The organism is Shewanella sp. AS16 (genome assembly GCF_021412365.1).
Taxonomy (GTDB): domain Bacteria; phylum Pseudomonadota; class Gammaproteobacteria; order Enterobacterales; family Shewanellaceae; genus Shewanella; species Shewanella salipaludis.
This window is the reverse complement of record NZ_JAKCLK010000001.1, coordinates 906873-931407: the sequence shown is the minus strand read 5'-3', so window position 1 is coordinate 931407 and position 24535 is coordinate 906873. Positions and strand designations below refer to the sequence as shown.

Genomic DNA, 24535 nt, shown 5'->3' with positions numbered 1-24535 from the left:
TTCCTATAACCCGGGTTAGCCGGCTTTCTTGTCGATCACCAGATTGGCCATGGCCACATACTGCGGCACGCTGATTTGCTCTGGTCTCAGGCTGGCATCTATCCCCAGCTGGGCAAAGTCTTCATCGGACAATAGCAGTTTCAGGTTATTTCTTAAAGTCTTACGTCGCATATTGAATGCCGTGGTGCATAGGTGGCGCAAGACGTTGACGTCTTTGCAGGGCCAGGGCTTGGTCTCATAGGGGAGCAGGCGAACCACGGCCGAATCGACCTTGGGCGCCGGGGTAAAGCTGGTCGGCGGCACTTCCAGTACTGGCACTATCTGACAGAAGTACTGGGCCATCACGGTCAAGCGGCCATAGGCTTTGCAACCCGGACTCGCGGACAGGCGCAGCACGACTTCTTTTTGTAACATGAAGTGCATGGTTTCAATTTGTTCGGCAAATTCGAACAGATGAAACATCAAGGGGGTAGAGATGTTATAGGGCAGATTGCCAAACACTTTCATCTTCTTGCCAGGCTGCACCAGTTGCATGAAGTCGAATTGCAGGGCGTCACCCTGGTGAACCTCCAACTTATGCTTCAATACCGGATGCTGGTGCAGACGCTCGACCAGATCCCGATCGAGTTCTACCACTGTCAGCTTGTCCACGGCAGCGGCAACCGGCTCGGTCAATGCCCCCAGGCCCGGGCCTATCTCGACCATGACATGCTCATTGTCCGGCGCTATGGCGCCGACGATGCGATTTATCACATTGCTGTCGGTTAAGAAATTCTGTCCGAAACGCTTTCTGGCCGTATGGCCTAAATGTACTTTGCTGCTCATTAATAATGTAATCGTTTAGTGTTTTGAGGATAACTCAATGGCTTTATTCAGTGCACAGACGAAACTGCCGATATCGGCCTTGCCTGTGCCCGCGAGATCCAAAGCGGTACCGTGATCGACCGAGGTGCGGATATAAGGTAACCCTAAGGTGATGTTGACTGACTTGCCAAAACCCTGAGATTTTAGCACAGGCAGGCCCTGATCATGGTACATGGCCAGCACTACGTCGGCGTCATCCAGATATTTGGGCTGGAACAGGGTATCGGCGGGCAAGGGCCCGACTATGTCCATATTCAATTCATCCCTGAGTTCATTCAGGGCGGGGATGATCACATCCAGCTCTTCGCGCCCCAAGTGACCGTCTTCGCCCGCATGGGGATTGAGGCCACAGACATAAATTTTTGGCGAAGCTATGGCGAATTTGTTCACCAGATCCCGATGCAAGATCTTGATGATATGTTGCAGCCTGTCTCTGGTAATGGCCTTGGCGACATAGGCCAATGGGATATGGGTCGTGACCAGCGCCACCTGTAGTCCAGGGGTGGACAGCATCATCACCACGTCCTGGCAATTGGCCTGCTGGGCAAAAAATTCCGTGTGGCCGCTGAAGGAAATGCCGGCCTGATTGATGATTCCCTTATGCACAGGGCCTGTGACCACGGCATCGAACTCGCCGCTCATGTTCTTTTCGCCGGCGCAGCGCAGGGTATCTATCACATAGGCGCTGTTTTGTTCATCCAATACACCGCATTGCACTTGTGCCGCCAGGGAAAAGGGCAGCAGGGTGAGGGTGCCGGCCTCCTGTGGCTTAGGCATGCTGCCCGCTTGGTAGGGCAGCAGCGTGAGCGGCAGTCCGAGCATTTTGGCCCTGTCTTGCAACAGCTCAGGGGCGGCGCAAACGACGAGCTCAGCAGGCCAGGCCTGCTGAGCCAGTTGGATCACTAAATCGGGACCAATACCTGCGGGTTCACCCGGGGTAATGGCGATACGTTTAGTCGTCAATTAAGGTTAACCTCGTTTGCTTATCGGCTCAAAAATTTCAATGTAGGCTTCGGAGCGCATCTCGTCCAGCCAGCTCTGCAGTTCTTCGTTGAACTTGCGGCGGAAGATCAGTTGATGTGCCCTGTTGCTGTTGAATTGAGCCGTGGCATCCGTCTTGCGGCGCTCTTCGAGCTGCACTATATGCCAGCCATGGGTAGTGCGGAAGGGCTCACTTATCTCACCCGGCTGCAAACCTTTCAGCTCCTGGGTAAACTCGGGAACATAGATGTTGGGATCGGCCCAACCCAGTTCACCGCCCTTGGCACTCGAACCGGGATCTTCAGAGTACTGATGGGCCAACTCGGCGAATTTGCTGTCATCGGCACGCAGCTGTTTCGCAAATTGCTCCAGCATGGCCTTGGCTCTATCTTCGGACAATATGGGGGATGGCTTCAGCAGGATATGCCGTGCCCTGACTTCATCCAATTCCTTGGTTTCCAGGCCCCTGGCATCCATGATCTTGATGATGTGGAAACCTGAGCCACTCTTGATTGGGCCTATGATGTCACCCTTCTTGCTGCCACGTATCACTTCGGCAAACAGGGTCGGCATCTCGTTGATGTTCATGTAGTCCCAGATGCCGCCTTCGAGCGCCTTGGGGCCGGAGGAAGAGGCGATGGCGGTACGACGGAAGTCTTCACCCTCTTTGAGACGCTTGAGTACTATGTTGGCGCGTTTGCTGGCGGCGTCCAATTGCTCGCCGCTGGGGTTGCTTGGCACGTCTATCAGTATGTGGCCTATCTGAAACTCAACGTCCTTCAGCCCCTGTTCCTCTATGAGCTTGACCAGGCTGGCAATCTCCTGCGGTGACACCTGAATTCGGCGCTGCACCTGGATACGCTGGATCTCACCCAGGGTGACCTCTTCCCGCAGTTGTTCACGGTACTGACTGAAACTCTGGCCTTCGGCTTCGATCTTCTGTTGCATCTGAGCGACAGTCATCTTCTGCTCTTTGGCTATGTTGGCTATGGTTTGATCCAGCTGCAGATCGCCTATATGCAGACCTATGCGATCCGCCATCTGCAGTTGCAGTCGGGTCATGATCAAGCGGTCGATCACCTGAGTGCGCAGGGCGGTATCCGATGGCAGGGATTGTCCCGCCGCCTGGGCATTGGCCTTGACGGTGGCAATCAGGTTGGTGATTTCACTTTCCAACACTATGCCTTCATTGATCTGCAGGGCAACACGGTCAAGTTGCTCCGGGGCTGCCAATGATGCTTGGCTAACCACCAGGGCTAATAACGCAAAAATCAGTTTTTTACTGGGCTTCATCCACAAAATCCTTGGCACGTTCTAATGTCTGTTTCGACAGCTTATTCAATAGCGAGTTGTCAGGGGTTGAATCCATTGGACTCTCTGCCGCCGTCTAGGTTCAGCAATCTAGCATAAATCTTTGCTAATTCCTCAGATAAAGCGGCTTACGGTAGTTAAATAGACCGTCGTTGAGCATGTCGGAGACCCCAAGAGGACCTGAGCCGCCCAGCCCCTTGATGACAAAGTTTAAGAAGACCCCGGTTTCGAACTCGGCGCGATTGTCTTGGATTGGCGCAAAGTCGTCATCAAAACTGGTCTTTATCCTATAGTGGTAACTCAGGCGTACCGCCCAGCAGCAAGCCTCGTATTGAAAGCCCGAGTAGACTTCGACACTGCGGGCCTGGTCCATGTCATAGTACCAGTTGCCGACAAAATAGAGTGAATCATTTATGGGCCAGGCCCCGCGCAGGCCCGCCTGGGAGACATTCACCTGTGCATTGGTGCTGCTGTTGAGCAGATCCGGAACGTAACGATAGCTGAACTGGACCAGTTTGTTGGCGCCAGGCCTGAAGTCCAGGGTGACTTCGCTCTTCTTGGTCAGTTGCTGTTGGGTATCGTATTGGATGGCACCACTGAAAAACCAGTCTTGGTAGATGCGGGTGTCGAGTTCGGCGGCCAGCACTGAGCGAGAGGGCGCCTGGGCATTGGCCGTGTCAGACATATTGACCCTGCTGTCTTGCAAATAGAATATTTGCCCCAGGCTGAGTTTCATGTCTTCCAGATTATGCTCGTCGAACAAACGGGTGGAAAGCCCCAGAGTCACCTGATTGGCGTCGGCTATCCGGTCGAGCCCGGAGAAGCGGCGGTCACGGAAGAGGCCGAAATAATCTTCCTGCAGTTGGGCCGTGTCGTACAGCCCTATGTTGGACTGATCCTGATAGCCTACGTATAAGTACTGGAACTGGGGCTCCAGGGTCTGGCGATAGTCTTGGTCGAACATCTGTACCGGGCGTTCGAAGTTGATCTGGCCGTGGATTCGTACCTGCGGCAGGGTGCGGCTGACGGTTTCTTCAAGCCCTGAGTCGGCCTGGGTGTTTTGTTGCCAGTAATAGGTCTGTAACAGCTTGAGTTCACTGGTTAATGAGCCTGCCGGGCCATGGAGTGGCAGGGTCAGGCTGGGGGCCAGATGCAAGCGGGTGGCCGTGGCATGATCTGATCTGCTGTGTTCGAAATTGGCGACTTCGGTATTGAAGTCAAAATCGACAAACTTCCAAAAGTCCGGCGCTCTGTAGTTGAAGTTGACCTGCGGCATCACCTGGTAGGGTTTTTCGTCTTCGCCCAACACCTTGATGTCCTGCACCCTGATGCCGAGATCCCAGTTACGTTCGAAGTAACTCAGCTCCCCGATGCGCGATAGCTGGTTGTCTGTCGCCCGGTTGACGTCCGACTTCAAATCATTGAAGTAATTGTTGTCCGAGACATCGGTAAAGTTGGCCTGTACCCGCCAGTTCTCATCCAGAGCCCCCTTGTGTTGCCAGTGATACAGATACCTGTTGGGGCTGGTGTCCAATAGCTTATCGTCCGGTAAATATTCCAGATTGACTTGGCCTGCCTGCGCGTCGCCCGCCAGATACCTGAACTCTGTCTTGAGATATAGCCCCCTGGATGACATATAGTTGGGGGTAAAGGTCAAATCGTATTCAGGAGCGATGTTCCAATAGTAGGGCAGAGCGAACTCGACCCCATTGGTGGTGCTGGTACTGAAGCCTGGAAACAGGAAGCCGGATTTGCGCTTGTCTGACACTGGGATAGTCATATAGGGGATATAAAGCACAGGCACATCGGCAATCCTGAGCTTGGCATTCCAGATCTCGCCCCACTCTTCTTCACTGTCTATCTTGATCTTCTCGGCTTCCAGTAACCAGGAGACATTATCCGGTGGGCAGGTGGTGAAGTTGGTATTGGTCAGGATCAGGTTGTTCTGCTGGGTGATCTCCAGCTGCTCGGCATCGCCATGGACCTGTTGTCCATGGAGCCAGTACTGAGCCCCCTTCAGCGTGGCCGTGTTGCTGCGCATCCGCGCCTCGAGGGAGTCGGCCGTCACGGTAAACAGACTGTCCTGGAACATCAGGTTGCCGTTGGCCTTGAGCCGCTCGGTGCGTTGATCCAGGCTGGCCCTATCGGCGGCTATGCTGCGCTCTCCCTGGGTAAAGCTGACATCGCCGCTGAACACAGCCTGTTTGCCCATCTGGGCTCGGGTGCTGTCGGAGATGATCCTTATCTGTTCCGCAGGGGTGCCTTGTGGCGGCGGAGCAAGCGCACGGCTGGCCGGCAGTGCAATGATGCATTGGGATTGGCTTTGGATGTCGGCGGCTTCTGCCAAAGCGAATCCGGGTAATAGGCTCAGGGCCAGAAGGTAACGAGTCTGCATCTTGGTCAATGATTATGATTTCTTAGTCTTGACAAGTATAGGGCCGGGAAAGTTAGCCAGGAGTAACTAACTCAGCTGAGTCAATGTGATAATTTCTTAGCTGTTTCCAAATTTTATGCCGGCTATAATAAAGCAATTTTTCCTGAAGAGCCATGAGATGACCTTATCCGATCCGAGATTTATTTCCCTAACTCACTGGCTTAGCCAGTATTTCGATACCCATGTCACTCCGGTGTTGATCTCGGGCGATGCCAGTTTCAGACGTTATTTCAGAGTTCATGGCAAGCAAAGCAGTTTTATCGCCGTCGATTCCCCGCCGGCGCAGGTGCCTATTGCAGCTTTCATGCAATTGGCCAGGGCCTATGCCGATGCCGGCCTGAGGGTGCCGCAGACGATTGCGGCCTCGGAGGAGCTGGGTTTCATGTTGTTGTCCGATTTGGGCGATGTGCAGCTGTTAGCCGTGCTAAACCTGGACAATGTCGGTGATTATTATCGCCAGGCGCTGACACTCTTGCCTCGGATAGCCGGGGTCACGGCTACGGCAGCCGGCCCCTTACCCGAGTATGATGTGGCCTTTGTCGAGCGCGAACTGCAGATCTTTACCCATTGGTTGCTGGGCACGCACCTGGGGCTGCAACTGGACTGTGACACTGAGAGGCTGCTCAATGCCGCCTTCAAGTGCCTGGTCGCCAGTGCCCTCGAACAGCCGACAGTCGGCATGCATAGGGACTTTCATAGTCGCAACCTGATGCTGCAGCAGGAGGGCTTGAGTGTGATCGACTTCCAGGATGCCGTCCTGGGCCCAGTGACCTATGATGCCGTGTCCTTGCTCAGGGACTGCTACGTGCGTTGGCCGGACGCCCTGGTCGATGAACTCATGGAGTACCACTATCGTCTCTGTATCGCGGAAGGCCTGCTGGATCACAACACGGATATGGACAGGTATCGCCGCTGGTTCGATCTCATGGGGGTGCAGCGTCATCTCAAGGCCGCCGGCATCTTCGCCAGACTCAACCACAGGGACAATAAGCCTGCCTATATGGCGGATATTCCACTGACCCTGAGTTACATAGTCGATATTGCCGGCCGTTATCCCGAGTTGCAGCCGCTCGCCCATTGGGTCGCCGCCCGCGTCATTCCGGCACTGGAGGCCAGGGGATGAGGGCCATGATCTTGGCCGCAGGCCGGGGGGAGCGCCTCAGACCCCTGACGGATACCTTACCCAAGCCATTGATCCCTGTGGCCGGAAAACCCCTGATTGTTTATCATATCGAACGTTTAGCCGCGATCGGGGTTAAGGACATAGTCATCAACCACGCCTGGCTCGGACATACATTGCCCGCCAGCCTGGGAGATGGCAGCCGCTGGGGGGTGCAGCTGCATTACAGCGCCGAGCCAACGCCGCTGGAGACGGCCGGCGGCATCAAGCAGGCCTTGCCCTTGCTCGGCGAGGCGCCTTTTCTGGTGATTAACGGCGATGTCTTCATCGACAGTCTGCCTGATATGCCAGTCCTGGCCGAAGGCAAGTTGGCCCACCTCTGGTTGGTGGACAATCCAGGGCAAAACCCTCAGGGGGACTTTGCCCTGTGTGACAACAGGGTCGAGGACAGGGGCGATGCCAGGCTGACGTTTTCGGGCATGGGACTGTATCATCCGGCGTTATTTGCCGATATCCCCCAAGGCGCGGTCGCCCTGGCGCCCTTGCTGCGGCAACAGATGGCGCTGGACAGGGTGAGCGGTGCGCATTTTTCCGGCTTCTGGTGCGATGTGGGCACGGTCGAGCGCCTGCGGGCTCTCGAGACGCATTTGAGCCGGTCCGGCGGCAGGCCATGGGGGCCAGATATGGGGACTCACTACTGATACCCTGTGCTCATTTTCGGTACTCATAGCCAGTACTCATACTCAAAACAGGCAATATAGGAATAGGCATGCGCGTTTGGGGCAAGGTTTTCGGATTCATCATAGGCTTCATGTTTGGCCGCATCTTCGGTGCGATTCTCGGTCTCTGGCTGGGACATATGTACGACAGGCGTCAGCAGTTGGCGGCGGGCCTGCATGGCGGCAGTCGCCAGGCGCTGTTCTTCAATACCACCTTTGCCGTCATGGGCCATGTGGCTAAGGCATCGGGCCAGGTGACCCAGACGGATATCCGCATCGCGACGCTGCTGATGGACCAGATGCAGCTGAGCGGCGATGCCAGACGGGATGCGCAGCAGGCGTTCAGGCAAGGCAAGGAAGCCGATTTCGATATTCACGCCAGCCTGAGCGCCCTGCGCCGCCTCACCCTGGGGCGACCGGAGCTTATCCAGATGTTTATCGAGATCCAGATCCAGACGGCCTTATCCGATGGCGAGCTGGATGCCAAGGAACACAGCATCTTGCTGGTCATAGCCCAGGAGCTGGGGCTCGGCCGGGCACAGCTGGATGCCATGTTGAAACGCTGGCAGGCCGAGTATCGTTTCCACCAAGCCCCGGGCACTAACAGAACCTCCATCACGGATGCTTATCACTTGCTCGGCTTGGCGTCATCGGCAACGGATCAAGAGGTCAAGCGGGCCTATCGCAAGTTGATGAATGAGCATCACCCGGATAAGTTAATTGCCAAGGGCTTGCCGGCCGAGATGATGGCCTTGGCCAAGGCCAAGGCCCAGGATATCCAGGCGGCCTACGACAGGGTCAAAACCGAGCGTGGCATGCGCTGAGGCAGCAGACTCGGCTAACGGCTAAGCCGGCTGAGATTGTTGAAGCTAACTTATGACGGTGGGCAATATGAGTGTGGCCAAGATGAAGATAGTGATACTCGACGGCTTTACCTTGAATCCCGGGGACTTGGATGATCGGGCGCTGCAGTCCCTGGGGGAGGTCATAAGTCACGACAGGACCCGGGTCGAGTCTATCCCGGCGCGAGCCAGGGGGGCGCAGATCTTGCTCACCAACAAGACTCCCCTGGGGCGGGAAACCTTGGCCAGGCTTCCCGAGCTCAGCTATATAGGGGTATTGGCCACCGGCACCAATGTGGTGGATATGGCTGCCGCCAGCGAGCAGGGCATATGTGTGACCAATGTGCCTGGCTATGGTCCGGATGCGGTGGCGCAGATGGTGTTTGCCCATATACTGCACCACAGCCAAAGCCTGGCATTGCATGACAGCGCGGTGAAGGCCGGTGCCTGGAGCAGGTCGGCAGACTTCTGCTTCACCCTGGCCCCCTTGCAATCGCTGAAAGGCAAGACCCTGGGGCTGATAGGTTATGGCGCCATAGGCCAAAGGGTGGCGAGCATCGCCTTGGCCTTTGGGATGCGGGTCCTGGTGCATAGCCGCAGTCTTGGGGGAGAGCCCAGCGGCAAGCGCCAGGCGTTGCCCGAGGGTATCGCCTGGGCCCCATTCGAAAGCCTGCTGGCCCAGGCGGATATCTTATCCCTGCATTGCCCCTTGACCCGGGAAACCGACAAGCTGATCAACGCCGGCACCCTGGCGCTGATGAAGCCGGGTGCCTTGCTTATCAACACGGCCAGGGGCGGCCTGATAGACGAAGCGGCATTGGCCGCCGCCCTCAATGCCGGCCGGCTGCGCGCCGGTGTCGATGTGCTGTCGACCGAGCCGCCTGCCGCGGACAACCCGCTGCTGAGCGCGGCCAACATCAGCATCAGCCCCCATATCGCCTGGGCGACGCGCGAGGCCAGGCAAAACTTGTTGGATATCGCCGTGGCCAACATTCAGGCCTTCCTGGCCGGCAAAGGGATCAACAGGGTGAACTGAGGGCACCCTCGCCCTCAGGCCCTGGGGTGCCGTATCAGAAGCTGACCCTTATCTCGGCGGCGGCCGCCAATGCCTTGTCGATGGCGGCGTCCGTGTCTTCGGCCCGTGCCAGGGCGACCCCAAGACGGCGGCGGCCGGCGATAGCGGGTTTGCCGAACAGGCGCAACTGAGTGTCCGGCTGCGCCAGCGCCTGCGGCAGGCCTGTGTAACTCAGGTTGTCCGAGTGGCCTTCGGCCAAGATCACCGCCGAGGCGCAGGCACCCAGTTGGCGTATGCCGTGGATCGGCAGGCCCAGGATGGCGCGCACATGCAGGGCAAACTCAGACAGATCCTGGCTGATGAGGGTCACCATGCCAGTGTCGTGTGGCCTGGGTGAGACCTCGGAGAAGTACACCTCATCGCCTCTGATGAACAGCTCCACCCCAAACAGGCCATAGCCGCCGAGCGCAGTGACCACCTTATGGGCTATCTCCCGGGCGCGGGCGAGCGCCATCTCGGACATGGCCTGTGGCTGCCAGGACTCACGATAGTCGCCATCCTCTTGTCTGTGGCCTATGGGGGCGCAGAAGTGAATCCCATCTATGGCGCTCACCGTCAGCAGGGTGATCTCATAGTCGAAGGGAATGAAGGCTTCGACTATCACCCGGCCTTCGCCGGCGCGGCCACCCTGCTGGGCATGGTCCCAGGCAGAGGCCACAGTGTCTGGCCGGCGGATCACGCTCTGGCCTTTGCCCGATGAACTCATCAGCGGCTTGACGACACAGGGCAGGCCTATTTGGGATACGGCCTGCTCAAATTCGGCCCGGGTGTCGCAGAAGCGATAATCCGAGGTGGGCAGGCCCAAGTCCTGCGCCGCCAACCTGCGGATGCCTTCCCTGTCCATGGTCAGCTGCGCCGCCCTGGCGGTAGGCACGACATGCAGGCCATCGGCTTCCAGCTCGACCAGGGTCTGGGTGGCTATGGCCTCGATTTCCGGGATCACAAGGTGAGGTTGCTCCAGGGCGATAACGGCCCTGAGCGCCGCCCCATCCAGCATGTCGATAACATGGAACCTGTGGGCAAGCTGCATCGCCGGGGCGTTGGGGTATCTGTCGACCCCTATGACTTCCACCCCCAGGCGTTGTAACTCTATGGCGACTTCTTTGCCCAGCTCACCACAACCGAGCAACATGGCACGGACAGCTCCCTGGCAATGGGGTGTGCCCAGCGGCTGCATATCTGTCAATTGAAAGCCTTTCATTCGGGTACCTTTTATACTGGCCTTTGGCCGATTATTTTGCCTTAGTTTACCTCATCTTATATCACTGAACAGGCGCTTGGCCTGGATTGTTCGATATTGGCTATTGCCGTGGTGGGAAGCGGGCCAGGATCCGGGCGACGGCCTTGGCCGATGCCATGGCCTTGTCTGCGGCGCCGGTATCGAAATCGAAGCTGTCACTGCCGCGCCAGACGAGCCGGCGGTTGGCTGAGTCCAGGATATCTATCTGTATTGTCTGGCGTTTGGCGGTCTCGCTGCCGAGGGGGATCCCGACACTGGTGCCGACGCTTACGCCGCCGGAGCGCCCCCAGCTGCCTGTGCCCAGGCCGAGGGACAGGCCGGAATCTGCGGGCTTGTCTTGGGTCCGGACGCTGAAGCCGACCAGGAAATCGCCCCCTTGAGCCAGCTCGGCAAAGCCTTTACGCCTCAGCTCTTTGGTTATGTCGGCTTGGATGCGCTGACTGCTCAGGGGATCGTCCGTGGCAATATTCGGCAACAGGGCGTAACTGTGCAGGCGGGTGAAGTCATAATTCAGGGCATAGTCTTGCTTGGGCTGGCTGCTGCAGCCATAGAGCAGACTCAGGGACAAACAGGCTAACATCAGCCGGTGAAGGACTAAGCGGCGAAAGGGCATGTTGGACTCCTTGTTGTTCTCCGGGCTTAATGGGCTTAGGCACTTTGCTTGAGTGTGTGCAATTTTAGCAAAAATGCCCATTATTTAGCCTGGGCTGTAGAAAAATAGCGCATTTTCTTATAGCTTTAACCCATGGAACAATTAGCCTTCTTCGCCATTCCCAGCCCCTGCATCGGCGTCTGCCAGTCCGATGGCAGAGGCTATTGCCTCGGCTGCATGCGCAGCCGGGATGAGAGGTTCAATTGGCAGACCTTTTCCGATGCGCAGAAATACGATGTGATCCGCCTGTGCAAGCAGCGCAAACGCCGGCGTCAGCTGGCTCTGCTCAAGGCGCAGCAGGCGCAATTGCAACAGCAAAGGGCCGAGGCCAATCCTGAATTGAATTTCGACCCGGCCCCGGAAGCCGATCTCGACTTCGGCGATTTCAGCCTGGATTGAGGTTCGGGCCTAGTGTTCCTGGCTTTGTGGCCAGATGAGGCTGAAGCGGGTTTCGCCGCTCTCGCTATCCAGTGTCACCCGCCCCCTGTGCCGCGTCATGATGCGTTTGACTATCGCCAGTCCCAGCCCATGCCCCTTATGCTCACCGTCTGCCACTGTGCCGCGATAGAAAGGTTCGAACAGACGTTGCCGTTCTTCCTCCGGGATGGGGGGGCCATCGTTACTCACCGCCAGCGTTATCATGCCCTGGGATAGACCCACTTCGACCCGGATAGCCGTCCTGGCGAATCGCTGGGCATTGGTCAGCAAGTTCTGCAAGGCACGTTCGAGCAGCGCCGGCTCACACTGCAGCCGGATCTGCTCCTGGCGGGCATGCAACAAAATGGCCTGGATGCCGAGATCCTGAACTCTGGCGATGGTCTGGCGTACCAGGGCGAGCAGCTCTATGGGCTGGCTCCCAGGCGTCTGGGGTTGGGTCTCCAGGCTGGCGTAGGTCAGCAGTTCCTGCAGCAGGCTTTCCATTTCAGCGACATCTTGGCCCATGCCCTCGAGCAATTGCCGGCGTTTATCCGCATGTCCGGCGTGCGCCAAGAGGGCGAGGGCAAACTTGAGCCTGGCCAGTGGGGTACGGATCTCATGGGACACGGCATTGGACAAGTGCCGCTGGTTGTCTATCAGGGTGCCGATGCGCCGGGCCATGTCATTGAAGGTATTGCCCAGCGGCCGCACCTGGGAGCGGCTGGACAAGGCGATGCGGGTATCCCACTTGGCTTCGCCGAAGGCCTCGGTCGCCCGCCGCAAGATGCGCAAGTCCCGCGACAGCGGCGCGACCCAGAGCAGGATGACCAGGGCGAGCGCCAGATAAAACAGCAGGGTAAACAGGCCGCGTGACTCGGCCCTGGGATCCATGTCGATTGGCCCTGCCACCAGCACTTGGGTGCCCAGCCCGACAAACTGCAGCTGACGTCCCTCAGGGGTTGTGGTGGTGAACAGCTCGCCCCGAGTCAGGCGGCGCTGCTGCGGCAGGGCCAGCTGCTCGGGGGTGAGCAGTTGCAGCGGCATGGCCCCGCGGGTGTCGATTGCCTGCAAATAGGTTTGGCGTTCGGCAACAGGCAGCTGCGCCAGCACTTGTGCCAGCGCCAGCAGCGGCGCATCCAAGACGCCGTTGTCATCGACATGCTGTTGCCACAGGCTGTCCAGGGTCCAGCCTATGCCGAGCAAGCTCAGGCTTAACAATAGATAGAGACTGATGAAGAGACGTTTCATTCTGGCCCTTGCCTCTGGCTCAATTATTCCAGGCCCCGGGGGCGAACAAGTAGCCCTGGCCCCAGACGGTTTTTATGCGGAATGGGGTGTCCAGGCTATCCCCCAGTTTTTTCCTCAGACGGGAGATGCGCACATCGATTTTCCTGTCTTTGCCATCGAAATCAATGTTGAGCAGGTAGTGATATATGTATTGGCGGCTGAGCACCTGGCCCGCCTGCGAGGCCAGCAACCACAGGAGTTCAAACTCGTGACTGGTCAGCTCTATGTCGCTGTTGCCCAGGTGTATCGCCTGGGTGTGGGGATCTATGCTGAGCTTGCCGAAGCTCAGGCAGTGGGATGAAGCAGGTGCCTGCTGTTGCTGGCGCCGCAGCAGATTGTTGATGCGCGCCACCAGCAGGGCGGGATCCACGGGTTTGACGACATAGTCATCGGCCCCCAGCTCTAGCCCCCGGATTTGATCTTCGCTCGAGCCCAGGGCACTCATCAGCAATATGGGACCGGCAAAATATTCGGGCAGTTTCTCGCATAGGCTGAGACCGTCCATGCCGGGCAACATTATGTCCAGCAGTATGATATCGGGTTGGTAGGTGATCAGCCTGCTCAACACGGTATCGCCGCGGCGTTCTATCTCGACGTGCATGCCGTTGAGTTTGAGGTAGTCCAGGATCAGATTGGCCAGGCGGGTATCGTCTTCGACCAGTAACACTCTATGGGGGGCTTGGGCAGGGGTCATTAAAATACACTCCATGGGTTGCGATAGCGCCTGCGTACCTGCGGCGCTGCGACTGAACTGACGGTCAGCTGTGCCTTGGCCAGGGTCTTATGGGTTGCCTGGCTTATCATGACAAAATGTATGTCTTTGCGTGTCTCAATCTGCAGTGTGAGCCTGTCGACCTCGGGTGAGTCGTTGCACCAGTGCTGCCTGGCGCCATAGTCCGAGATGATGCAGATGAGTTCTTCGTGTGCCAACTGCCACTGGAGGGTGATTTCCACATCACAACTCTGCGCCTTGGTCTGGGTGATGCATTGCTCCGGGGTCAGGTTGAGGCGGGCAAGCCGGGGCTTATCAGCCGCCAAGGCTTCGCCATGCAGCGCCATGGCGAGCAGCCAACAGAGTATGCCAAAGCGAATGTAATGAGTGCTGCGAGTCACCAAAATCAGAACCTATAGGCCGCGCCGATGAAGTAGCTGCTGCTATAGTCTTTATTCAACAAGGGACTGGCAACTATTTCAGCGGCAATCTTGGTGTAGCGGGTGGCAAGCAATAATTCCCAATGCTCGTTCAGCACATAGCGGCCGCTGAACTCGGCTCCCCGGTTCCATGCCGCCTCGGCCCGGTATTCTTGGTTCCAGTAGCGGCTTTCACCTGGTCTGATGCCATAGTAGTAGTCGACGACTTCCCGGCTCTTCCATTCCAGCAGCAGTGCCAGGTCGAAGCGCCAGCGCTGCAGCGCCAGTTTATAGGCCCATTTGATTTGGGCCTCGGTCCCCCGGTGCACATCGAATAGGTCGTGGCCCAGGGCGAGTCTGAATGTCCCCATGGGGGTATAGAAGAAGGCTTCGGCGCCGCCAAGCAGGGTGAAATGCCTGGCCTCCAGGGGCCCGATGGCGGGCTGAGGCCCCTGGTCCCTTAAGCTTTCCTGGGTCGCTATTGCGGCGGTCTGATTGTTGCCATTGGCGATGAAAATATTGCTGGGATCCCAGCGGTAGAAGTAGGCTCTGTCCAGGCTATAGCTGGTCGTCAGATTGACGCTGAAGTGCTCATCTTCGGCCAGGGTGTAGCCCAGATTGCCATTGTCGAAGAACCAGTTGTCGCCATAGTAGGCTACCGAAGGCAACAGATAGAGGGGAATATCCTCATAGTCCGCCAAGGGATTGGTTTTCTTGCCCCAGCCGAGCGCCAGGCCCAATTCCCATTGGCCGACGGGGATGCACTCCTCGTCTTGGTTGCAGCCAGAGTCGGCCAGTGCGAGCCCCGACAGGCTAAAGAGCAACAGACCTAGGCTAATGCTGAGGCAATTTCTGGACATGGCAGGTGCTTTTAGTACTTGCTTGACAAAGGGTTCATGAGAGTAGCATCGAATGCCATCCAGGGCAGCGGCAATTTGCCGCTTGATGCAAAGTGTTACAGCTTTAACCGCAACTTCAATTGTATTGCCCGCATAGATGCTGTAATGCCAGCTGTTGCTCGCTCAGCACCGCCACCTGGGGCAAGGCCAGGCCGACGGTACGCTTCAGATCTATGTCCTGCAGTGGTCGGAAAACGATTTCCTGCTGTTCCAGCAACGCCGGCAGTGCAGGCACCAGGGCGATGCCCAGGCCCGCAGCCACCAGGCCGACGGCATATTCTATGGTTTGGATCCTGGCCCTGACCTGCACCCTGATGCCTTCGAGATCCAGCAGCTGCTGCAACGCCGTCAGGGCCTCACAGGGGGATCTGTGAATGAAGGGTTGCTGCTGCAGATCCTGCAAGCGTATCTGGCCCTTCAGACTCAGGCTCATGGACGGCGGGATCGCCAACACATATTTGTCATGCCACATGGGGAAGAAGTGTTCGTTCGAGGTCAAATCACAGGTGGTCACTATGCGGGCGTCGGCCTGCTGATCCGGTTCCACCAGGGTGAGGTCCATGGCCGGACAGGCGTTGGTGAAGTCCTTGAGCAGCATGCTCATGCGCTGTACCCCGAGGGAGCGGATCAACCCCAGCTTGAAGGGAACTTGGGCCTCGGCCTTGGTAAACAGGGCCTGAATTGCCCGCGAATCATTGAGTAGTTTCTGGGCCAGGGGATAGAGACGCATGCCGGCTTCGGTCGGACTCACCCCTTTGCCGTGGCGATGGAATAACTGCACATTGAGCTCAGACTCCAGCTGGGCTATGGCGGCCGAGATCGATGGCTGGGCGATGAAACACTGCTTCGCCGCCTGGCTTATGCTGCCTTTCTCTATCACAGCGACAAAATAACTCAAGGCTCTGAGGTTCACCCGGCTCTCCTGCAAATGGACCGTTGGCGCCAACATGGTGCCAGGACTGGTGGCAGCAATACTATAGGTAAAATCTATAGATGCCAGAGAAAAAGAATATTTTTCCTAAGTCAAAATTATGCCTATGCTAGGCCAATAAGCAATGGTTGATTTATCGGCAGCTTGCGTTCGCAATTCATGCAACAGGCCGTTTAAGTCACAATATTAGACAGTTACACTTCAGCCAAGATAAGGATGATAACCATGGCCCGACAGCATTTCGACTGGCAAGACCCACTGCAACTCGACTCCCTGCTCAGCGAGGAAGAACGCCTCATACGTGACAGCGTCCACGAATATGCCCAGGACAAACTCATGAGCCGGGTGTTGATGGCCAACCGCAACGAGCATTTCGACCGTGAGATCATGAACGAGTTGGGGGCCCTGGGACTGCTGGGGGCGACGCTGCCGGAAGCCTATGGTTGTGCCAACGTCAACTATGTCAGTTATGGCCTGGTGGCAAGGGAGATAGAGAGGGTCGACAGTGGCTATCGTTCCGCCATGAGTGTCCAGTCCTCCCTGGTGATGCACCCCATACATGCCTACGGCAGCGAAGCGCAACGCATGCGTTACCTGCCCAAGCTGGCCACGGGTGAATGGGTCGGCTGCTTCGGCCTGACAGAGCCGGATGCGGGCTCGGATCCCGGCAGCATGAAGACCCGCGCCGAGCGCATAGACGGCGGTTACCGCCTCACAGGCAGCAAGATGTGGATCACCAACTCGCCCATCGCCGATGTGTTTGTGGTCTGGGCCAAGCTCGATGGAGTCATTCGAGGCTTCATTCTCGACAAGGGCATGAAGGGCCTGAGTGCCCCCAAGATAGAAGGCAAGTTTTCCCTGCGGGCATCGATCACCGGCGAAATCGTCATGGACGGGGTCGAAGTGCCAGAATCGGCGATATTGCCCAATGTCGAGGGGCTCAAGGGGCCATTCGGTTGCCTGAATAAGGCCCGTTACGGTATCGCCTGGGGCGCGCTGGGCGCCGCCGAGTTTTGCTGGCATGCGGCGCGCCAATACAGCCTGGACAGGATCCAGTTCAACCGTCCCTTGGCGGCGACCCAGCTGATCCAGAAGAAGCTCGCCGACATGCAGACGGAAATCGCCACCGGCCTGCTGGCCTGCCTGCAAGCCGGCCGCCTGATGGACGCCGGGACCCTGCCGGTGGAAGCCATTTCGCTGATCAAACGCAACTCCTGTGGCAAGGCGCTGGATATCGCCCGTGTCGCCAGGGATATGCATGGTGGCAACGGCATCAGCGACGAGTTCCATGTCATCCGCCATGTGATGAACCTGGAAGCGGTCAACACCTATGAAGGCACCCATGATGTGCATGCCTTGATCCTCGGCCGGGCACAGACGGGCATTCAGGCCTTCGGCTGATAGCCTCGGAGCGTTCGGCGCCGGGCCGGGAGTCCGGTCCCTTGAGTGAAACGCCCCGAGCCGGATGGGTGAGGGGCGCAGCTATGCTGCCATGGCTTGTCAAGCGAGCTTGCCAAGCCATGGCCCTATGACGGATGGCGAGAATATGGAAGACAGTGCGACTCTGATAGACAGGCAATTTATCGAACGTGTGCTCGGGCAGGATTTTGGCCGCCGGCCAGGCAGTCAGGTGTCGAGCCAGGAATTGGCCAACGGCTGGGATCACCGGCGGCTGGGACTGACGGACAGCGACTTCATCGGCCTGTTCGAATCCCAGCTCAAGAGTCGCTTGCTGGATCTCGAATCCCGCAAGATGCGCGGCCGCAACCAGGGTTTCTACACCATAGGCAGCTCGGGGCATGAGGGCAACGCCGCCTATGGCCTGGCCTTCAGGCCGACGGACATGGCCTTTCTGCATTACCGCAGTGCCGCCTTCATGATAGAGCGTGGACGCCAGCTTGCAGGTGAAACCCAGCTCTACGACATGTTGTTGTCCTTCGCCGCCTCCAGCGAGGATCCTATTTCGGGTGGCCGCCATAAGGTGCTTGGCAGCAAACGGCTGGCGATCCCGCCCCAGACCTCCACCATAGCCTCGCACCTGCCCAAGGCCGTCGGTGCCGCGCTGAGCATCCCACTGACGCAGCGCCTGGGCCTGGCGGCGAACATGCCTTACGACGGTCTGGTGCTATGCAATTTCGGCGATGCCTCCGCCAACCACGCCAGTGCCCAGACCGCCATCAACGCCGCCTGCTGGGCCGCGTACCAGAATGTGCCTCTGCCCCTGGTGTTCATCTGTGAAGACAATGGCATAGGCATATCGACGCCGACCCCGAAAGGCTGGATCCGGGCCAATTTCGGCAACAGGCCAGAACTCAAGTACTTCTACTGTGATGGCCGGGACATTCTCGACTGCTACAAGGTGAGTAAAGCGGCCGCCGATTTTGCCCGTACCCACCGCAAACCCGTGTTCTTGCATGTACGCACTGTGCGCCTCATGGGCCATGCCGGCAGCGATGCCGAGGTGGCCTATCTGAAGAAACAACAAATCAGAGACAACGAGGCGCAGGATCCCCTGCTGATCAGCGCCTTGCAGCTCATCCAGGCGGGCCTGCTGTCGGCGGAACAGATAGTCGACATGTACCAGACGCTGAAAGCCAGGATAGAGGCGATTTCCCGCCAGGCCGTCACCCGTCCCAAGCTGACCACGGCCGCACAGGTGATTGCCGGAGTGATCCCGCCCAGAGCGAAAGTTCCCGAGGTTGCCTGTCTGACCGAGGAACAGCTGAGCCGGCTGCTGAGCACGGATAAGCTGGCCCTGAGCAAGCCGCAACACATGGGCAAGCTGATCAACCTGGCGCTGACCGAGCTGATGGCCAGGTTCGACAATGTGCTGGTCTGCGGTGAAGACGTGGGCAAGAAGGGCGGGGTATACAATGTCACCTCACGTCTGGTGGAGCGGTTCGGCCCCAACAGGGTGATCAATACCCTGCTGGACGAGACCTCGATCCTCGGTTTGGGGATCGGCATGGCCCACAATGGCATACTGCCGATCCCCGAGATCCAGTTCCTGGCCTATGTGCATAATGCCGAAGATCAGATCCGCGGCGAGGCCGCCACCTTGCCTTTCTTCTCCAACGGCCAATTCAGCAACCCCATGGTGATCCGCATCGCCGGGCTCGCCTATCAGAAGGGCTTCGGTGGCCACTTCCACAACGACAATTCCTTCGCCGTGTTCCGGGATATTCCCGGGCTCATCATCGCCTGTCCCTCCAATGGCGCCGATGCCGTCGCCATGCTGCGCGAGTCCGTCAGGCTGGCGCGGGAGGAGCAGAGGGTGGTGATCTTCCTCGAGCCTATCGCCCTCTACATGACCCGGGATCTGCATGAGGCGGGCGATGCCCTATGGAGCTTCGACTATGTGCCCGAGCATGCGGCCACCCCCTTGGCGCTGGGTACGCCTGGCCAACACGGCACGGGTGAAGAGCTCTGCATCATAAGTTATGGCAACGGCTATTATCTCAGCCGCCAGGCCGCTAAGCTGCTGGCCGAACAAGGGGTGGCGGCGCGGGTGCTGGACCTGCGCTGGTTGGCACCGCTCAACCAGGAGGCCATCATAGCGGCCGCCAGAGCGTGTCGCCATGTGTTGATCGTCGACGAATGCCGCAGGACGGCATCCATAAGTGAAGCCATAGTGACCTGCCTGCATGAAGCCCTGGCGGCCGAGTGTCCGCCGCTGGCCAGGGTTACCGCCGAAGACAGTTTCATTCCGCTGGCCGGGGCGGCAACCCTGCCACTGCCGGGCAAAGACAGCATAGTGGCGGCGGCGCAGGCCCTGCTGGCCAACACTGTACCGCAACAACGTCAGAGGGAGGCGTAGCATGAACGGAACTCTCAATCACAAGACTCTCGATAACAAGGCCCTCGAGGCTCAAGTCCAGGACGCCTCTGGGGCGAGCCAAGCCAAGGCCCGTCAGCGTGTGCTGGTGGTCGCCCCTGGGCGGGGCTGTTACAACAAAGACGAACTGGGGTATTTGCAGCGTTTTCATGGCGACAAGACAGAGTTCATCGCCGCCATAGATGACTACAGGGCGAGCCAGAAGCAACCCGGGGTGGCGAAACTGGACGCCGCAGCCAAGTATGCCTTCAAGCTGCATACCCCAGGCGAAAATGCCTCGGCACTCATCTATGCCTGCGCCATGGCCGACTTCATGGACATAGACAGGGACAAGTACGAGATAGTCGCAGTCTCGGGCAACTCCATGGGCTGGTATATCGCCCTGGCCTGTGCCGGTGCGCTCGACCCCAAGGCGGCTATTACCCTGATCAACACCATGGGCTCCATGATGCAGGACGGTTTGATCGGCGGCCAGCTCATCTATCCGGAAATGGACGCCGACTGGGTGAAAGATCCGGCCAAGACGGCACTCATAGATGCCTGCATCAGGGACATCAACGCCGAGGATGGCGCCGAGATCTTCACCTCCATCTATCTGGGTGGCTATCGGGTGCTGGCGGGTAACGAGGCCGGACTCAAGCTGGCCGAGGCGCGGTTGCCGCCGCTGGATGAACGCTATCCGCTGCGGCTCTACAACCATGGCGCCTTTCACTCGCCGCTGTTGCAGGGGGTCTCGGCCAAAGGTTTGGCTCTCCTTGGGCCCGAACTCTTCAAGCGGCCACAGCTGCCACTGATAGACGGCAGCGGTGGCATCTGGACCAGTTATGGGGCGGATGTCGACAAGTTGCGGGCCTACACCTTGGGGCATCAGGTGGTGGAGCCCTATGATTTCACCCTGGCGTTGCAGGTGGCGGTGAAAGAGTTTGCCCCGGACAAGGTCATCATACTCGGGCCTGGCAATACCTTGGGTGGCCCTGTGGCCCAGAGTCTGATTGGCATAGGTTGGTTCGACTGGCATGCCAAGGGGGATTTCACGGCGCGCCAGCAACAAGATCCCGTGATGCTGGCCATGGGCAACGAGGAACAGCGGCAACTTGTGGTTTAGCCGAGCTGCTGCCATTGCCGGCCATGGATTAGGCTCTTGCCTGAATGAAAGAGGGGCATAGATTCGATGCCCCTCTCTTGTTTTGGTTATTCGCTTATCTGAGCCAAGCTGGTTGAATCAGGCTTCTTGAGTCAGATTACCGGGCCAGTGCTCACTTGAGTGCTCACTTGAGTGCTTATTTGAGTGCTTATTTGAGTGCTTACTTGAGTTCAGTGAGTGTCTGATAGCCCATTTCCGTGAGCTGATCGTTGACACAATCTAGCAGGTATTGGGGCAGATCTGCGTCCTCCACCTGATCTTCGGCCGCCATCTGCTGACAAGCTGCCGTGAGTTCGGCGATATCCGCATCCGTTGCCATGGGCAGGGTCTCTTCTTCTGCTGCGAATGACGCAAAGCTCACCAATGCCGAGGCGATAAGGATCTTGGCATTGAAGGGCAGGCTGGATAAAATTTTCATGATTTTTCCTTTTGTTATTTGAATACCACAACCAATGGCCATGATGCGAACCGCTCGAATTCAGTGCCATTTACACCAGCAATCTAGCACCGCTAACTTCATAAAGATATTGAGAAAGACTGCCAATTTCGGTGATATTTTTTTGCCGTCATGGCATGCCCGTTTGCTAGTTGATGACCCGCCTGGGGTTGCGTTTAAGCCACTGCCGCAACGCCATGCCGATGAGGAAACCCAGGCCGTCACCCAAGGTGGTGATGAGGCGCAGTGCCATGGCCAGCGACAAGGCCATAGCCGAGCCATAGAGGGGATCCAGGGTGGCGACCAGCACTGCCTCGCGCAGCCCTATGCCGGCGGGTGCGCCCGGGGTGATGAAGCCGGCAATCCAGGCGAGGGAGAAGACCCCGGTCAACAACCAGAAATCCGTCTCCGGCCCACCGCCGAATGCCGCCATCAGCAAATATAGGATCAGCCCCATGATCAGGAAGTTGACACTGTAGAGCAGATAGCAGGCCAGTAGGCAGGGGGGCCTCGGCAGGCTGACACTCGTTATCCCGAACCTGGCGGCCAGTCTCTTCAGGCCGAAAGACTTGGCCAACCAGAGGCCGGCCGGCAGCGCCAGCGCCAGCAGACAAAGGAGGGCGATCTTGCCGGGCGTCGCCAGCTGAGGCAGGTTGGAGAGCAGGAGGCTGTTATTCAGCCAGAGGGCGAGCAGGCCGGTGCCGCCGGCTGCCAGTATGACCAGCAGGATCTCCAGCACCATGGTCACCGCGATACTGGCATTGGTCAGGCCCATCTTGTGGGCCAATACCGCCCGGCTGATATGCTGGCCAACATTGCCCGGCAGGTACTTGGCAAATTGGGAGAGCAGCAGCGCAGTCAATACCTCTGGCAACCTGGGGCTGGCGCCGACGGCACGCAGCAAGAGGTGCCAGGCAATGGCGCTTATCAGGAAGGCATTGAGATAGCAGAAGAGCCCGGCCAAGACGCTGGGCAAGGTATCGGCATAGATCAGGCTGCCGGCGATGAGAGACCAGTTGTCCAGTGCGTATTTGACAAAGAATAGACTGGTTAACAGGACCAGGAGTAGGCCGCAGCAGCGCACTAGGGTGTTCAACTGTCCTCCTCAGTCAGACCGTCATTGGCTTCTTGGCCGTAATAAAAAGGCGCGCCTGGAAGTATTTTCCTACCCAAGGCAGCAGTGATAATGGGTGTACTATGCGCGCAATATTATAGTGTGGAATGACATGCGCGTTGATATCCTCAAACCCAGCCTCAGCCAGGAAGTGACAATTGTCCAGGGCGTTTCTTACCGCTATGTGTTCCGGGAATTGTTTCAGTAGAAAATTGTGTTTTTTCATTATTTCCAATAAGAAATCGGCGTTGGGTGTATGCAGATACAGGCGCCCGCCTGGACGTAGGCAGGAATACATTGAATTTACAATCTCTTGCCATTCATCATCATAGACATGTTCACTTAAGTCGAAAGAAAACCCAATGTCGAAACAATCCCTATGTTGCCGGCCGAAATGGGTTATGGAATCACAGGTGAAATCCACATTGCAGGCCTTCAGCGCGGCCTTTCTTTGATTGGCTACCTGGATAAACTCTGCCGAGAAGTCGACTCCTTTATAAGTGCTTACCTTATCTCTGATGTAATCGATAATTACAGCATCACCGCAGCCGAAATCGACAACATCCGCATCTTGTAACCCTTGTCTCCTGCTGACCGTCATCAGATCAACCAGACGGCATAATCGCTGCGGTGATTTCCGGCGATAGCGGGCGACATAGTCGGCACCGTGCAGCCCTTGACGTTGCCGGAGATCGAGTCGTTCTGTCATTTCATTGCTCCTTTTCATAACTCCTTGTTGTTAAGCCAACCGGGTGCCGTAAGACTCAATGCAAAACCGGATGCGCTCTGCTTGCCCCTGTAGCCTCGGCTTGCGCCAAGCCTTAACTCCCATGTGATTTGTGGTGGAGCATGGCGTCGAAAAGCTGGGCAAATTGCACCGCTGTGGCCTCCCTGGTGTAATGCTTGGTCGCTTGTTTCGCCTGGAAGATTAACTTGTCTGCCAGCTGGGGCTCGGACAGCAGGCGCAACACGCTGCCGGCGATGGCCCCGGGATCGTCTTGGGGCACCAGGAGCCCGGTTTCCTCGTGTTTTACCGTATCCCCTATGCCGCCGACATCCGTGGCTATCACGGGGGTGCCGGCCTGCATGGCTTCGATGAAGCTCAGCCCCTGGGCTTCTGTGCTGCCGTCGGGCATCTGCCTCGAAGGGCCGACGAAGATGTCGGCGGCGGCGAGGTAATTGGGGACGTCCGAGGGCTCAACCCAGCCAATGAAGCTCACTCTTTGGCTTATGCCCAGGCGGTCCGCTAGGCTCACCAAGGCATCACGCCAGGGGCCTTCCCCCAGAATGAGCAAGCGACAATCCGTGAGCGTTTGGCTCAGCAGCGCCACGGCCCTGAGCAAGTCGCCTATGCCCTTTTGCTCGACCAGACGCCCGACATAGATCAACAGCGGCCCCTGGGCGCCGCGGAACTTCAGGCGCAACTGGGCGACCCTGTCCGGGTTGGGCTGGTTGAGGGCTATCCCCATGGGGATCAGGCTGAGTGCGGTCAATTCGGGGGCGATGGCAAGCACCTGTTGCCGGGTCGCCGAGCTGTTGACTGTCACAGCATCTGCGCCCATCAGAGAGAAGGCCTTAAACTTGCTCAGCAGCTCGCCCTTGAGTGCGAAGGCATCGCTGCCGTGTACCGTTACCACATGGGGCAGGTTAAAGGGTTTGGCGGCGAGGACACCTGTGAACCCCTGGGGCAGTATCCAGTGGGAGTGCAGCAGATCATAGTGACCCGACAGCAGGCGTTTGACTATTGCCGCCCATTGAAAAAACACCAACGCGGGTAACTTGAGGTAATTCAACTTGTTCTTTTGCAAATTCAGCAAGGCGCCTCCCTGATAACAGACTGTCTCCAGGCGTTCGGGCCAGAGATAGCGAAAGCGGTCGACACAGATGCCATTGAGTTGTTCCCGGCTCGCCGCGCTCGGCGCGTGGGGGGCCAGTACATCCACCTCCCAGCCCAAGGCCAGGAGATCCTGGGCCAGGTGCTGTACGAAGGGCGTGGTGCTGTCGCCTTCCCATCTGGGGTAGTTGGAGGTGACGCAGAGGACACGTCTCTTGTTATGTCCCCCATGTCCGCCGGCTCGTGCCTGTGTCATCTCTGCTCCCCGG

23 protein-coding genes are annotated in these 24535 nt (G+C 57.9%); 8 read left to right on the top strand and 15 right to left on the bottom strand.

The window, feature by feature from the left end:
* Positions 1–15 precede the first annotated feature (15 nt).
* The 4 genes from rsmA to lptD all read right to left on the bottom strand — a co-directional run bounded on the left by rsmA (position 16) and on the right by lptD (position 5551).
* The gene (rsmA, locus tag LZP73_RS04170; protein ID WP_169563547.1) at positions 16–825 is read right to left on the bottom strand and encodes a 16S rRNA (adenine(1518)-N(6)/adenine(1519)-N(6))-dimethyltransferase RsmA; all 810 of its coding nucleotides are present in this window, start codon (positions 823–825) and stop codon (positions 16–18) included.
* Positions 826–840: 15 nt separating this feature from the next.
* Entirely contained in the window at positions 841–1827 is a 987-nt protein-coding gene (gene pdxA, locus LZP73_RS04165; RefSeq protein ID WP_234233179.1) for a 4-hydroxythreonine-4-phosphate dehydrogenase PdxA, read from the bottom strand.
* Positions 1828–1833: 6 nt separating this feature from the next.
* Positions 1834–3138 carry a peptidylprolyl isomerase SurA gene (gene surA / locus LZP73_RS04160; protein ID WP_234233178.1) on the bottom strand — a complete coding sequence of 435 codons (1305 nt, stop codon included), beginning with the start codon at positions 3136–3138 and terminating at the stop codon, positions 1834–1836.
* Between the two features lie 124 nt (positions 3139–3262).
* On the bottom strand, positions 3263–5551 hold the full coding sequence (gene lptD, locus LZP73_RS04155; RefSeq protein ID WP_234233177.1) for an LPS assembly protein LptD: 2289 nt from the start codon (positions 5549–5551) through the stop codon (positions 3263–3265).
* A 157-nt stretch (positions 5552–5708) separates the two neighbouring features.
* Between lptD and LZP73_RS04150 the strand changes: the two genes are divergently transcribed.
* The 4 genes from LZP73_RS04150 to LZP73_RS04135 all read left to right on the top strand — a co-directional run bounded on the left by LZP73_RS04150 (position 5709) and on the right by LZP73_RS04135 (position 9307).
* On the top strand, positions 5709–6713 hold the full coding sequence (locus tag LZP73_RS04150) for an aminoglycoside phosphotransferase family protein (protein WP_234233176.1): 1005 nt from the start codon (positions 5709–5711) through the stop codon (positions 6711–6713).
* Positions 6710–7411, top strand: coding sequence for an N-acetylmuramate alpha-1-phosphate uridylyltransferase MurU (gene murU / locus LZP73_RS04145; RefSeq protein WP_234233175.1), 702 nt, complete (start codon positions 6710–6712; stop codon positions 7409–7411). Before LZP73_RS04150 ends, murU begins: the two co-directional genes overlap by 4 nt.
* A gap of 68 nt (positions 7412–7479) precedes the next feature.
* On the top strand, positions 7480–8253 hold the full coding sequence (gene djlA, locus LZP73_RS04140) for a co-chaperone DjlA (RefSeq protein ID WP_234233174.1): 774 nt from the start codon (positions 7480–7482) through the stop codon (positions 8251–8253).
* A gap of 82 nt (positions 8254–8335) precedes the next feature.
* Positions 8336–9307, top strand: a complete 972-nt coding sequence (locus LZP73_RS04135) for a D-2-hydroxyacid dehydrogenase (protein ID WP_234233340.1) — start codon at positions 8336–8338, stop codon at positions 9305–9307.
* A gap of 34 nt (positions 9308–9341) precedes the next feature.
* On the opposite strand, the gene purT is transcribed toward LZP73_RS04135, so the two are convergent.
* On the bottom strand, positions 9342–10523 hold the full coding sequence (purT, locus tag LZP73_RS04130; RefSeq protein WP_234233339.1) for a formate-dependent phosphoribosylglycinamide formyltransferase: 1182 nt from the start codon (positions 10521–10523) through the stop codon (positions 9342–9344).
* A gap of 124 nt (positions 10524–10647) precedes the next feature.
* Positions 10648–11199 carry a DUF4136 domain-containing protein gene (locus LZP73_RS04125; protein ID WP_234233173.1) on the bottom strand — a complete coding sequence of 184 codons (552 nt, stop codon included), beginning with the start codon at positions 11197–11199 and terminating at the stop codon, positions 10648–10650.
* Positions 11200–11331: 132 nt separating this feature from the next.
* Here LZP73_RS04125 and LZP73_RS04120 point away from each other — a divergent pair, with 132 nt between their 5' ends.
* Positions 11332–11637, top strand: a complete 306-nt coding sequence (locus LZP73_RS04120; RefSeq protein ID WP_234233172.1) for a DUF1289 domain-containing protein — start codon at positions 11332–11334, stop codon at positions 11635–11637.
* A gap of 9 nt (positions 11638–11646) precedes the next feature.
* On the opposite strand, the gene LZP73_RS04115 is transcribed toward LZP73_RS04120, so the two are convergent.
* The 5 genes from LZP73_RS04115 to LZP73_RS04095 form a co-directional block, all read right to left on the bottom strand.
* Entirely contained in the window at positions 11647–12903 is a 1257-nt protein-coding gene (locus tag LZP73_RS04115) for an ATP-binding protein (RefSeq protein ID WP_234233171.1), read from the bottom strand.
* Positions 12904–12922: 19 nt separating this feature from the next.
* A complete protein-coding gene (locus LZP73_RS04110; RefSeq protein ID WP_234233170.1) occupies positions 12923–13636 on the bottom strand; it encodes a response regulator in 714 nt (237 codons plus the stop codon).
* Positions 13636–14055: a DUF3019 domain-containing protein gene (locus tag LZP73_RS04105; protein ID WP_234233169.1), complete on the bottom strand. Its 420-nt coding sequence runs from the start codon at positions 14053–14055 to the stop codon at positions 13636–13638. Before LZP73_RS04105 ends, LZP73_RS04110 begins: the two co-directional genes overlap by 1 nt.
* Before the next feature lie 5 nt (positions 14056–14060).
* Positions 14061–14933, bottom strand: a complete 873-nt coding sequence (locus LZP73_RS04100; RefSeq protein ID WP_234233168.1) for a MipA/OmpV family protein — start codon at positions 14931–14933, stop codon at positions 14061–14063.
* Positions 14934–15048: 115 nt separating this feature from the next.
* Positions 15049–15885, bottom strand: a complete 837-nt coding sequence (locus LZP73_RS04095) for a LysR family transcriptional regulator (protein WP_169563536.1) — start codon at positions 15883–15885, stop codon at positions 15049–15051.
* 243 nt (positions 15886–16128) lie between these two features.
* Here LZP73_RS04095 and LZP73_RS04090 point away from each other — a divergent pair, with 243 nt between their 5' ends.
* The 3 genes from LZP73_RS04090 to LZP73_RS04080 all read left to right on the top strand — a co-directional run bounded on the left by LZP73_RS04090 (position 16129) and on the right by LZP73_RS04080 (position 20843).
* On the top strand, positions 16129–17304 hold the full coding sequence (locus LZP73_RS04090; RefSeq protein ID WP_169563535.1) for an acyl-CoA dehydrogenase: 1176 nt from the start codon (positions 16129–16131) through the stop codon (positions 17302–17304).
* 145 nt (positions 17305–17449) lie between these two features.
* A complete protein-coding gene (locus tag LZP73_RS04085) occupies positions 17450–19720 on the top strand; it encodes a thiamine pyrophosphate-dependent enzyme (protein ID WP_234233338.1) in 2271 nt (756 codons plus the stop codon).
* 1 nt (position 19721) lies between these two features.
* Complete coding sequence (locus tag LZP73_RS04080; protein ID WP_234233167.1) at positions 19722–20843, top strand: ACP S-malonyltransferase; 1122 nt, start codon at positions 19722–19724, stop codon at positions 20841–20843.
* A 199-nt stretch (positions 20844–21042) separates the two neighbouring features.
* Here LZP73_RS04080 and LZP73_RS04075 read toward each other — a convergent pair whose 3' ends face one another.
* From LZP73_RS04075 to LZP73_RS04060, 4 genes are all read right to left on the bottom strand, one after another.
* Positions 21043–21300, bottom strand: a complete 258-nt coding sequence (locus tag LZP73_RS04075) for a hypothetical protein (RefSeq protein WP_234233166.1) — start codon at positions 21298–21300, stop codon at positions 21043–21045.
* A gap of 166 nt (positions 21301–21466) precedes the next feature.
* On the bottom strand, positions 21467–22414 hold the full coding sequence (locus LZP73_RS04070) for a lysylphosphatidylglycerol synthase transmembrane domain-containing protein (protein WP_234233165.1): 948 nt from the start codon (positions 22412–22414) through the stop codon (positions 21467–21469).
* A 13-nt stretch (positions 22415–22427) separates the two neighbouring features.
* Entirely contained in the window at positions 22428–23141 is a 714-nt protein-coding gene (locus LZP73_RS04065; RefSeq protein WP_234233164.1) for a class I SAM-dependent methyltransferase, read from the bottom strand.
* A 112-nt stretch (positions 23142–23253) separates the two neighbouring features.
* The gene (locus LZP73_RS04060; protein WP_234233163.1) at positions 23254–24522 is read right to left on the bottom strand and encodes a glycosyltransferase family 4 protein; all 1269 of its coding nucleotides are present in this window, start codon (positions 24520–24522) and stop codon (positions 23254–23256) included.
* Positions 24523–24535: the final 13 nt, after the last annotated feature.